The 12614-nt window shown below is 64.6% G+C and carries 6 protein-coding genes; 3 read left to right on the forward strand and 3 right to left on the reverse strand.

Annotation, left to right across the window (positions count from 1 at the left end; all coding sequences use genetic code 11):
- Positions 1-3: 3 nt before the first annotated feature.
- Together A6D6_RS05410 and A6D6_RS05415 are read left to right on the forward strand one after the other, a co-directional pair.
- Entirely contained in the window at positions 4-1374 is a 1371-nt protein-coding gene (locus A6D6_RS05410) for a succinylglutamate desuccinylase/aspartoacylase family protein (RefSeq protein WP_159660156.1), read from the forward strand.
- 94 nt (positions 1375-1468) lie between these two features.
- Positions 1469-3094, forward strand: coding sequence for a BCCT family transporter (locus tag A6D6_RS05415; protein ID WP_159660157.1), 1626 nt, complete (start codon positions 1469-1471; stop codon positions 3092-3094).
- Between the two features lie 129 nt (positions 3095-3223).
- On the opposite strand, the gene A6D6_RS05420 is transcribed toward A6D6_RS05415, so the two are convergent.
- The gene (locus A6D6_RS05420) at positions 3224-4069 is read right to left on the reverse strand and encodes an aminotransferase class IV family protein (protein ID WP_159660158.1); all 846 of its coding nucleotides are present in this window, start codon (positions 4067-4069) and stop codon (positions 3224-3226) included.
- Positions 4070-4150: 81 nt separating this feature from the next.
- Here A6D6_RS05420 and A6D6_RS05425 point away from each other — a divergent pair, with 81 nt between their 5' ends.
- Positions 4151-4504, forward strand: a complete 354-nt coding sequence (locus A6D6_RS05425) for a MerR family transcriptional regulator (RefSeq protein ID WP_159660159.1) — start codon at positions 4151-4153, stop codon at positions 4502-4504.
- A 19-nt stretch (positions 4505-4523) separates the two neighbouring features.
- Here A6D6_RS05425 and pbpC read toward each other — a convergent pair whose 3' ends face one another.
- Both pbpC and A6D6_RS05435 read right to left on the reverse strand, forming a co-directional pair.
- Positions 4524-6857: a penicillin-binding protein 1C gene (pbpC, locus tag A6D6_RS05430; protein WP_159660160.1), complete on the reverse strand. Its 2334-nt coding sequence runs from the start codon at positions 6855-6857 to the stop codon at positions 4524-4526.
- A gap of 69 nt (positions 6858-6926) precedes the next feature.
- Positions 6927-12497, reverse strand: coding sequence for an alpha-2-macroglobulin family protein (locus A6D6_RS05435; RefSeq protein WP_159660161.1), 5571 nt, complete (start codon positions 12495-12497; stop codon positions 6927-6929).
- Positions 12498-12614: the final 117 nt, after the last annotated feature.

The raw sequence follows: 12614 nt of genomic DNA on the forward strand, positions 1-12614 counted from the left end.
ACCATGACCGCACGCTGGTCCCTGACCATCGCCCTGTTGGCCGCCCTGACTCCCTGGTCGGCACTGCATGCCGACGAAAGCCCGGTCGACGACACCGAACCGGAGGCGCACGCCGCTCCGGCCAATCCTCCCGCGAAACCGGTTGTCGACGACACTCCGCTGGTGGACACGGCGGACGCCGACGAGGATAACCCACCGGCGCCCGCTTCCACCGCCTCGGATCAACCGCCGACGGTGCCACCGCTCTCCCTGCTGGGCCGAACGGTGGTGCCCGGCAGCTTCGCCACGCTGCACTGGACGCCGGATCAGTCCTTCGCTTCCATCGCCACGCCGGTGCCGGTGCTGGTGGCCCACGGCAAGAAGCCCGGTCCGCGCCTGTGTCTGACCGCCGCCGTCCACGGCGACGAGTTGAACGGCATCGAGATGGTGCGGCGCTTGATGTACGACCTGGAACCGGAGACCCTCTCCGGCACCTTGATCGGTGTGCCCATTGTCAATCTGGAAGGCTTCCGCAACGGTTCCCGCTATCTCTCCGACCGTCGCGATCTCAACCGCCATTTCCCGGGACGCGGCACCGGCAGCGCCGCCGACCGGGTGGCCCATTCCCTCTATGACCAGATCATCCGGCATTGCGAATATCTGGTGGACCTGCATACCGGCTCACTCAAGCGCATCAACCAGCCGCAGTTACGTGCTGATCTGAAGAATCCGGACGTTCTCGCCTTCGCCAAACACTTCGGTGGCATGACCGTGCTGCACGGCCGTGGCGCCCGCGGCACTCTGCGACGGGCGGCGGTGGACGACGGCATCATGGCGGTGACGATGGAAGCCGGCGGCCCCAATCGTCTGGAGGAAGAGGCGGTCAGCTATGGTGTCCAGGCGCTGGAAACCCTGCTGGAAAATCTGGACATGCGCAAAGCGCGCCGGTTCTGGGGCGCGCCTCAGCCGGTGTTCTATGAATCGCAGTGGATCCGCGCCGGCCAGGGCGGCATCCTGCTGTCCGAGGTCAAACTCAATGACAAGGTGAAGAAAGGACAAATCCTCGGCACCGTGACCGACCCCATCACCAACACCGGCAGCGCCATCATCGCCCCTTACGACGGCCGCATCCTGGGCATGGCCATTAACCAGGTGGTGCACGCCGGCTTCGCCGCTTACCGGCTTGGTGAGGAACAGACCCCGGAGGAGGTGGAAGCCAAGGCGGAACAGGCACAGAGCAAGAAACCCGCGAGCAGTGACTCACCGGCGAAAGCGGAGCATTCAGAAACGCCCGCTTCGACCGCACCGGCGGCGGCGGCGGGAAAACCGACCACCGCCGACACCGGAGTGGAGGACGAAGAGCCGGAAGAGCCGGACGACCGCCAGCGGGATTGACCGGCCCGGAGATCCGGCGGGATGCATTCCCCCGCCGGATCTGCCACCCTAGGGGACTGGTTTTCGTTGTTCGTTCCGCCCCAAGGACGAGGCTATGCTATCGACTCAGCGGGTCTACCTGACCTCCGCCGCCATCATCGTTTCCCTGGTCGCCCTCGGCGCCGCCTTCCCCAAAGCCTTCGCCAGCACCGCCGCCACCTTGTTATCCAGCCTGAGCCGCTACTTCGGCTGGTTCTACCTGCTCAGCGTCTTCGTGTTCGTGGTGTTCCTGCTGGTGCTGGCGTTCAGTAAGTACGGCAAGATCCGCCTCGGCCCCCAGGACAGCACTCCGGACTACAGTCTGTTTTCCTGGCTCAGCATGTTGCTCTCCGCCGGCTTCGGTGTCGGGCTGGTGTTCTACGGCATGGCCGAGCCCATGCTGCATTTACAGGAACCGCCCCACGGTCTCGCCGAGCCTGGCACCCGGCAAGCCGCCGCCCTGGCGATCCAATACAGTTTTTTCCACTGGGGCGTCAATCAGTGGGCCGCTTTCACCCTGGTGGGCCTGATCATCGCGTTTTTCCAGTTCCGCAAGGACCGCCCCGGGCTGGTGTCGACCATGGTGGAGCCGGCTCTGCGCGACCTGCCGCGCCGTCAGGTCGCCTCCGACACCCTCGACGTGATGGCGGTGATCGCCACCGTCACCGGCGTCGCCACCTCTCTCGGGCTCGGTGTGCTGCAAATGAATGGTGGCCTGGAATCGGTGTTCGGCTGGCCCAATGACGTGTGGAGCAAGGCCGGCATCCTCGGCGCCATGTTTCTGTGTTACATGGCCTCTTCCTACACCGGCCTGGACCGCGGTATCCGCATGCTCAGCAATCTGAATATGGTGCTGTGCCTGACGCTGATGGCCTACATGCTGATCACCGGCCCCACCGTGCGGATCTTCGACGTGTTCGTGAACGGCCTGGGCGCGTACTTCGGCAACTTCATCGAAATGGCCCTGACCATTCCGCCGTTCGAGCGCGGCGACTGGATGGACCGCTTCACCGTGTTTTATTGGGCCTGGGTTATCGCCTGGTCGCCGTTCGTCGGCACCTTCGTGGCGCGGGTGTCGCGCGGGCGCACCATCAAGGAATTCGTGTTCGGCGTGCTGCTGATACCACCGCTGCTGGCCTGCGCCTGGATCGCCGTATTCGGCGGCACGGCGCTGGACCTGGACCTGACTCAGAACGCCGGCCTCGCCGCCGTGGTTCACAACGACGTTCCCAGCGGTTTGTTCAAAATGTATGAACTTCTGCCCCATGGCCATTTGCTCAGCGGCCTGACCATGGTGCTGCTGTTCATTTTTCTGGTCACCTCGGCGGACTCGGCCACCTACATCGTGGCGCAGATGACCGATCAGGGCTCTCTCAATCCACCGCTGAAAAAACGCCTGACCTGGGGCGTGTTGATTTCCGCCATCTGCATCACGCTGATATCCGCCGGCGGACTGAAAGGCCTGCAATCGGCGGCGCTTTTGGCCGCCCTGCCGTTCGCCCTGGTGCTGTTCCTGATGGTGATCGTGCTGGTACGGGAACTGCGCGAGGACCGCCGCAACATGCTGCTGGACCTGTATCACCGCAATGAAGGCACGCCGGTGGGCGGCGACCCGTTCGAAGCGGAAGAATTCACCGATCTGGCACCGGAGGAAAAGATTCGCCGGCGCCTGACCACGGTGAACCGTACACCGCCGGGCTGACGGATCACCCCCACGGAGACGACTACGAAGCCGCTGTGGGAGCAGGCTTGCCCGCGAATCAAGCTCCTGTTTCCGAAGAATTCGCTTGCAAGCAAGCTTCCCACAGCGGCCTTGTAGCAACCTCTGCATTCATGTTCCCGAGACCTGTTGATACAGCACTGCCAGGGAAACGGCCGGTTCGGCTTCATAACACCGGTGCAGCAAGCGTATGAAGGACTCCGCCTCCGGAATCGTGTTCCCGCCGATGGCGGTGACCGCGATACCCGGCGTCCATGAGTTCATTACCGCCGCCCCGGCCAGATCGCCGAGACGCTCCAGAGTGATCTCTTCATGGCGCTGGGCAATGCCAAGTCGATCCAGTTGCCGCTGAACCATGCCCATCATGGTGCCGTGCAGGATCGCCGCCCTGGGCCAGACAACCGCGTCGCCATCCCAGAACACCAGATTCCAGATAGTGGCTTCACTCAATCGTCCCTGCCGGTCCACGAAAGCGGCATCATCGAAGCCCTCGCGGATGGCCTGATGCAGATACCAGGTCTTGCCGGCTTCGCCAACATGTTTGATCGCCGCCAGGGGACGCTCATGCTCCACCACGCTTAATCTCAGCGGCCCTCTGGGGCCCTCGGCCGGAGCCCCGGTGCGCACCAGCACTTCCGGCTCGGTATTCATGCTGCGCCCACTGAATTCGCCATCACGAACAAAAACCGTGACCGTCAGTGATTGATCCGCCGGCCCGGCGTCAATGGCCGCTTTGATATAGGAACGCATCCGCTGATCAGACACCGCCACGCCAAAAAATGTGATGGAGGCTTCACGCAGACGGGTCAGATGCAGATCGAGCCCTTTGACCTTGCGGCTTCGCACCTGCATCGCGGTGAAGTGCGCGAACCCCGCGAACGCCAGCGGCGTTACCTCCGCGACGGAGACCGGACGGCCGTTGATACTGGCCTGGCAGGGACGATTTTCAATGGACATGCCACGCTGCTCCTGAGTGCTTTCACATGAGGGAGCCGGCACCTTAAACTGTGACAACGCTGTCAGAGTCAAGGGCATGGGATGAAAATAGGCGAGCTGTCGAAACGTACTGGCGTGAGCATCCGCATGTTGCGCTACTACGAAGCCGAGGGGCTGCTCAAACCGCGACGCACGGCCAGCGGCTACCGGGACTATGATGCCGCGGAGATACGGACCGTGGAGCGGATCAAGCTGCTCGGTTCAGGGGGCATGACCCTGGCGACGATTCGCGAGTTCCTGCCGTGTGTGCGCGGTGAGGGCCCGGTGTTCGAACCCTGCGATGAGCTGCGTACTGTCCTGCATGAACAGATCCGCCTGGCCGACCAGAAAGCGGAAAAACTGGCACAAAGCCGGCGGGTTCTGCGAAGCTTCCTGCGCGAGATCGAACATCCCTGAGTCGCGCCTCAGGCTCGCCCTAATGGGACAGCACCTGGAAGCGGCGTCGCAGGCGAAAGCCCTGATCGTCCACCAGGGTGAGAGTGTGCCAGCCTGGCGCCGCCTGGATCGCCCATTCATGGAAGTGGGCGGTGCGCCCCAGATAGCGGTCGTCCAGGTGCCAGAACAGCTCCGTGTCATCGCGTTCATGCACCACCCGGAATACCGCCCCGCCGCGTTGCCCACCCAGTTCCACCGGCAGATAGAGCGCCGAACCCGCATGGGGATAAATCACCGCCATCGGCGCCCGTGAGCTCAGCGCCCGGGCGCCGGCGGCGCAGTCTTCCCGCCAGGCCGGCAGAGGCCGGTATTCCGGGTGCCGGAAGCGGTAGAAATAGGCCTGCGCCGGCGGCAGCACGAACCAGTCACGGGCGCTCATGGCGGCGACATTCTCACAGCCGCTGTGCACCCGCCGTCCCTGATCATCCACATGCACGCGCAGATGATGCGGCGTCACCGTCCGGAAATGACTGTCCAGCGGCGCCAGCACGGTACGCGCCGAGCACTGCCCACCGGCCAGATAACCATCGTCACGGCACACTTGCAGTTCCTTCAGATCGCCCAGCGGCGCCTGAGGCCACTCTGCTGGCCCCAGCAGGCTGAACAGATCCAGCATCAGCGGCGCCGCGGTGGTGGCGCCACCCAGTGCCGGGGCCGGCTCACCGTTGCCGTTGCCGGCCCAGACGCCCACCGTATAGTGGCCGTTGCTGCCGATCGCCCAGGCGTCGCGCAAGCCATAGCTGGTACCGGTCTTCCAGGCGATCGCCTGGCTGGAACGGTACAGCCGCCATTGCCGGGCGGTGCCAGGCCGGGCCACGTCGCGCAGTGCTTCCAACGTCAACCAGGCCGCCCCCGCGCCGATCGGAAACGGCTCCGGCAGCGGCTGGACATCACTTAGCAACGTAACCGGCGCCGCCTGGCCGTCGCGGGCACTGGCCATCAGCCGGGCGTACAGCGCCGTCAGTTCCATCAACTTGCCTTCGGCGCCGCCCAGCACCAGAGTCAGACCATAGTTCTCGGCATCCCTGAACAGGGTGCTCATGCCCATGGCGCGCAACCGGTCGTGAAAGCGGGCCACGCCGTACTGGCGCAGCATGCGCACGGCGGGGATATTCAGCGACTGGGCCAGGGCCTCGTGGGCCGGCACCACGCCCCGGTATTCGCGGTCGAAGTTCTCCGGACTGTAACCGCCATAGTTGGTGGGCAAATCCGGCACCAGGGTATCCGGCAGCAGCAGCCCTTCCTGCAGCATCAGACCGTACAACAGCGGCTTGAGCACACTGCCAGTGGAACGGGGACGCCCGGCGATATCCACCGCCGCGCCGTATTCGCGGCGGTTGCCATGCGTGACATTGCCCACATAGGCGCGCACCGCCAGCTGGCGATGGTCGATCACCACCACCGCCAGATTATGCACCCCCTCCTTGGCCAGACGCCGCCCATGCTGCCCGCTGAGAGCATTTACCCTCCGTTGCAGCCCGGCGTCCAGAGTGGTGTGAATCAACGGCGAGCTGGTGTTGGCCGCCAGGGTATCCAGCAGATGCGGTGCCAGCGACGGCAGCCGCGCGGTATGCGGCAAGGGTTCCAACCGCGCCAACCGCAACTCGTCCGCATCGATCAGCCCCCTCTGCCGCAGCGCGCCAAGCAGACGATCCCGCTTGGCCAGCAATTGCTGGCGCTGCCGCCCCGGGTGGATCAGCGCCGGGCTGTTGGGCAGCACCGCCAGCAGCGCCGCTTCCGCCCAGCTCAGATCGTCCGGCGCGCGCTGGAAATAGCGCCACGCCGCCGCTCTCAGTCCCACCGTGTTGCCGCCGAACGGCGCCCGGCTGGCGTATTCCACCAGAATGCGGGACTTGCCCAGGCGCCATTCCAGTTGCAACGCCAGCAACGCCTCGCGGGCTTTTTCCCACAAGGTGCGGGGCGGATCGTCCCGCAACAGCCGGGCCAGTTGCATGGTCAGGGTGGAACCGCCACTGACCACCCTGCCGGCGCGAATGTTGGCCACGGTGGCCCGGGCCAGCGCCAACGGATCGACACCAGGGTGCCAACGGAAACGGCGGTCCTCGAAGGTCAGCAAGGCTTCACGGTACTTGTCCGGCAGCGCTTCCACCGGGGCGAAACGCCATTGCTGATCCGCGGCGATACGGGCGGCCAGGGGCCGACCGCCGCGATCCAGCATCAGCACCGCATAGTCGGTCCGTTGTAGCGACGCCGGTAAGGGCGAGAACTGCAACAACGCCAGCGCCACCAGCCCTACCAGCAGCAACGCCGCCAGGACACGCCAGCGGCGGCGGGAAAGAGACGGTTTGATCATCGCGTTCCAGGCATGTTCCGGCAGTGTCAGGCAAAAGAGCCGGGCCGTCCGTGGCCCGGCTCGCGGGGGCTATTCGGCCACCACTTCCACCCATTGGCCACGTTCACGGGACTGAATAAAGCCCTGATACATGGCTTCCACCTGCCAGCCCGGCAGGTAGAAGCGGCCGGCGAACGAGGCGTTCAGTTCCACATTCACGGTTCGCGTGGCGCCGGGTTTCAGGGAGAAATAGCTCAACACCCGGTCGTCGCGCACGTCCTGATAATCCAAGGGCGCGTCCTCCTCGTCCTCGGCGTCGTCCACGCCGGCGGATGACAACCGCGAGGCAATCTGCCAACCGGACGGCACGATCTGCGTCAGCGCCAGATTTTCCAGGTGGCGGTTGGTGCGGTTGGTCACCTTCACCCGGGCGCGGAAATCAGTGCCCTGGGTCAGTTGTGCCGGATCCAGCGGCGAGCCATCCATCGACAGGAAGGCCACCGACAGGTCGAGTCCCTCGGACACCGCTTTTTCCTGCCCCGGAGCCGGGGTGCCCACAGTGGTCATGGTGGCGAACAAGCGACGGTCGCTGTCGTTGCGGACCACGATGGACTCGCCATCCTGATCAATCGCCAATGGCTGCTGGAACACCGGGTTGGTGGCGTGGGTTTCCTGCCAATCGCCTTCACCCCGCCGCCAGGCCAAATCATAACCGTCCTCGGCGCTGTCGTTACCGGCAAAACGCGCCATCGCCATCAGCGACCAGGCCAGGCTCTGGGTGGAGTACCAGCGGTCGGAGGCCAGGTCATCCGCCACGACGCGGGCTTCATCCCAGGCCCGGGCCTGATCTCCGCGGGCTTCCAGAACCATCATGCTGATGGCACGGTCACGCAGGGCGGAGCCAAAGGTGGGGCCGGGCTCATCGTAGTCACCGACGTCACCATCGACGGCGATCAATTCACCAGCCACGTCGGTCAGTCCCATTTGCTGATACGCCGCCGCCAACAACCAGCGTGCCGTGTAACGGCCATGCTGGTTGCGGCTGTCACTGACCGCCAGCGCACCGCGCAGACGGTTCATGGCACCGACTTCCGGCTCTCCGGCCAGGGCCAGGGTGTAGAGCCGGTAGGCCTGGCTGGCCCATTGCCAGGCGTACTGACCGGGGTCGCTGGCCAGCCGGCGCTGATAGCTCAGCCAGCCGTCGATCATCCGCGCCGGTACCGCGTAGCCGAGACGGCGCGCTTCCACCAGGAAGTGACCGGCGTAGGAGGTGCCCCAATCGCTGGCCTGGCCGCTGCCAGGCCAGTAACTGAAGGCGCCGTCGTTCAGTTGGAAGCGGCGCAGCCGGTCAATGGCGCCGGCGATGTTGTTCTGCACTTCCTGTTTCTCGGCGTCACTGAGGCCAACCAATTGATGCAGGTACAGTTGCGGCAACACCGTGGAAGTGGTTTGCTCGACGCAGCCGTGAGGATAGCGAATCAGGTATTCCAGCCGCCGCTCCAATCCCATGGCGGGCAGACTGCTGACCGTCAGGGCGCTTTGATTGGTGCCGGGCAGACCATGGGGGCGCCAGTCCAAAGCCCAGTTGTCTCCGGGTTCCAACACCTTGCGCTGTTCCCGGCTGGTGGGCGGGTTGGCGGTCCGGATCGGCAGGTTCACCTGCTCCCCGGCCTGCTCCTTACCCGCCTTGGCCGACACCGTGACCCGGGCGACCCCCACCTGGTCACCGGCTTCCAATGACAGCGTGGCGATCTTGTCCCCGGGTTCCTTGAAGGTCAGCCTGGCGGTGTCGCGTATCACTTTCAGTGGCGGCTCGGCCCGCAGGTTCAGATCCACATCGGTAATGGTGTCATCGGTGGCGAACACATTCACCGGCACCTGCAGGGATTCTCCCGGCCCCAGCACCCTTGGCAGCGTGGACAACAGCGTCAACGGCTGGGTCACGGTGACCGGGCTGTCGGCGTTGCCATAGGCGCGCAGCTGGCCGTCGCGTTGGCCCGCCACCACCATTACCCGTACCTCGCCCATATAGGCCGGCAGTTGAACCCTGTGTTCCTGCTCCGACTTGGCTTTCAGTTCGAACGGCCCGGCGAAGTACACCACCGGCGGGAACCGGCGGCGCTGGGCCTCGGAGCCGTCCATCAGGCCCTCCGAGCCACCCACCGCCAGCATCCGCTCCAGCTCCCCACCGTAGGCACCCACCACCTGATCGAACAGGTCCCAGGTGAGCACGCCCAGTGCTTCCCGTCGGTAAAAGGCCTCATGGGGATTCGGCGTCTGGAAATTGGTCAGGCCGAGCAGACCTTCGTCCACCACCGCCAGGGTATAGGTCATCGCCCTGCCCTGCTTCTCGGACACGGTCACCGTCAGTTCGCTTTCCGGACGCACTTCCTCGGGAGCCTGGATCTCCGGCTCGAGGCGGGTGGCCGGGTCCTCCACCAATAACGGCACGATGCCATAGAGACGGATTGGACGGTCATTGTCCCGGTCCTTGTGCGCTTGCAGCAGAGTGGCGTGTACATAAACATTGGGCGTCATATCCGCGGTCACCGGAATCTCCAGGGTGAAATTCTCCTGATCCCCGGGTTTCACCCAGTAATGACGCAGAACCCGCGACCCGCTTTCCAGACTGACCAGCAAGCGGCCGGCGCCGGACACCGGCACTTTCACCCGGGCCATCTCGCCCACCTGGTAATGCTCCTTGTCAGTGGACAACGCCAGCCGGGAGGCGGCATCGCCACCGCCGCCGCGCTGACCGCTCCAGCCCAGATAGACGGTCCGGGCCGCGCAATGACCGCCCTTATCGTCACATACCCGCACCAGGTAGCGCCCCCAATCGTAGTCCGGGCCGTTCAACCGCCACTGGACCCGCCCCTTGTCATTGGTGGTGAGCTGGGAGGACTTCACCTTGCGAGTGTGTGGATTACTGATGAAATTGGCGAGATCGTTGGCGCCCCGGTCCCACCACCAGCGCCAATCGATACGATAAACGCTGAGGGTGACGGAACGGGATTCCGGCTTCCCTTCCTGATCCAGGGTAAGCAGGTCCAGGCTGTGGTTTTGATCACGTCCCAGGGCTCCGCCCCAGCCGTCGCCGTCCGGAACCCGCAACCCGACCCAATGCCGGTACGGTGCCACCGGCACCCGCTGTACCTGGGTACTGTAGTCGCCGCCATTCTCGAAAATACGCGTGGTCACCAGCGCTGACGCCATGCCCGGCGGCGTCACCGCCGGCACCGCCAGATTGACAGTGGCGTCGCCGGCATCGTCCAGGCGGCCCTCAAAGGCGGTGAACGGCTCCGCCTGCAGCGTGCGTGACGGATCCTTGAAGGTGTAGCCAGCGTACCCCGGGAACGGGTCGGCGCCGTTGAGCAGGCGCACCTTCACATCGGCCTTGAGGGCGCTGGCGCGGGCGCCGTTGAGCCATTGTCCGTGCAGCGCCAGCGGTGTGCTCTGACCGGCGAAAACCTGCCCGGGCGCGGTCAACTCGATACGCAACCGGTTGGGTTTGATCGCCTCCACCCGCAACCGGGTATCGAAGTCCCGCTCACCCAGGCGCGCCACCGCCCGCCAGTTACCGGTGGGAGCACTTTCCTCGGTTTTCAGGGTAAAGGTGTAGAACCCGTTCACGGGCTCGTTGTTGGTGTAGCTGGCAACTTTGTTGCCGCGCGGATCAAACCAGTCCACCGTGACCGGGTGGTCCGCCGGCATGCGCTGCCGCGGATCGTCCAACACGAACGTCAGATGAACGTCATCGCCGGGCCGCCAGACATCCCGTTCGCCATAAAAGAAGCCTTTGAGACCATCGAGCACCCGCTCACCGCCGGTGTCGAACTGGTTGGAAGGCAAGGCCCGATTGCGGGCCACCTTGAGATAGCCTTTTTCCTTGCCGTTTTTCGCCACCAGATAGAAAGGCGTGCCGGACAGCTTCAATTCGGCGATGCCGTTGTCACCACTGCTGGCACTGCCCAGGGACTGGTGTTGATAGTTGTAGGCGGTAACCCGGGTTCCCGCCAAGGGGGTGTTGCTGTCCAGGGCGGTGGTGACCACCAGCATATGGTCGTCTTCCCCCTGCTTGGCCAGCAGCCCCAAATTGGAGGCGATGAAAGCCCGGGAGGTCTCGGCCTGATCGTTGTAGGCGTAGTAGCTGTCACTGCAGGGGTTGTCACGTTCATCCCAGCGCAGATAACCGGCATCGTGGTAATACCGCCCTACTTCGTCGTCCTGTCCCGGCCCTTCGTAGTTGTCCGGCAGTTCGTTCTCACGCCGCGGACCGCCATCGCCGCATTGGTAGCGGATGCTCCGCGGGTCCACTTTGAGGGTGAGCAGGACCAGGCCATTGGGGTGTTTGGCCATCAGCTCGGTCAAGTCGAGCCGGTAACGTTGCCAGTCCCGTTCCTCGGACGGCGGCAACTCCAGGGTCTTCTGCCAGAGATAACGACCGGAGCGGGTATCCGGGTGCGGGTTCTCCAGATCACGGGATTGCAGATAGGACGTAATGTTGTTCTCGAACACCTCGAACGCCTGCACCTGGATGGCGCCGGCCGCTGCGGCCTCGAACGGCACGCTGAGCACCTCGCCCCGTGGCAGGATGGCGCCCTCGCCGACGAACCGCACGGCGGGCTTGGACATGCTCAATACCAGGGATTGCTTATACCCCGTCTCCAGGGTGTGGCGGGCGGCGCTGACCACGCCCGGCGCGATCTGCAATACCGCCTCCTGGTCCACCTCGTCGCTGGGGTACACCAGCAACCGGGAACCGTCGATCTGCACCCGGGCGCCCTTGCCGCCCAGGGCCACCATCCCCAGGAGATCCTGCCCGGCCTGCAGGGCCTCGGAAAACTGCACCACCACATGGCGGTCGGGGAAGCTCTCGGAACGGACCGAGGTAATCGCGAACTGTCCGGGCTGAGGCACCGTGTAGCTACGCTCGCCCGATCCCGATTCACCCACCGGTTCGCCGTCCCAGGCCAGCCGGACCTCCTCTCCGACGTCACGGCGGACCCCGGTTACCTCAAAGCGATGAGTCAGACTGCCGGACGGGTGTTCCCACACCACCGGCAGTGACGTTTCGCCCTGGCGGGCGGAGAGCACGGACTCCAGCGCCTGGTTATCCACCAGGTCCAGGGTGTCGATGCGCCCCCTCAGAACCATGGTGTCGGCGCCCTCCGCCGGCGCCAGCGCCTCGACCCGGATGGTCAGTTGCTGGCGCAGTACGGTCAGCGTGGTCTCCAGCGGAGGCAGGCTGTCATCAATGCCGGAAAGCCCTTGAGGGAACAACGTGACAGTGAAACTCTGATCACTGCGCATGGGTTCCAGGGGCCGCACTTCAAGCCGGTCCCGAGCGGTGAATACCGCCGTGAAGGACCGCTCCGGACGCAATTTCACCGCATCGGTCCGCGGCTTATTGAGCTCGCTTTGCTCCACCACCGGATGGGTGAAACGGAATACCAGGGGGGAACGGGCACCGGTTTCGCCCCGTGGCCAACTGTCCAGGTGAGTACGCCAACGGGGATCGGGCTCGCTGTCGGCGGCGGCCACGGGCTCGGCCTGCTCACTGTTATCCTTGGCGCCGGGCGCCGGGTCGTCGGAAGTGTCACAAGCCCATAAACCGAACAGGAGCAGAGACACGCCAATCAGGCGTAAAACGGAGCTTTGCATTCCTTGCCTACCTTATTGGATGGTGTAATGACGCTAAATTAGCATATTTCCAAACCCGGCCCCACGCTGTCGTCTGTGCACAAGAATTGACCACTCAAGCCGAAATCCCGGGCGATA

The sequence above is a fragment of the Alcanivorax xiamenensis genome, from assembly GCF_009846745.1.
Classification (GTDB): domain Bacteria; phylum Pseudomonadota; class Gammaproteobacteria; order Pseudomonadales; family Alcanivoracaceae; genus Alloalcanivorax; species Alloalcanivorax xiamenensis.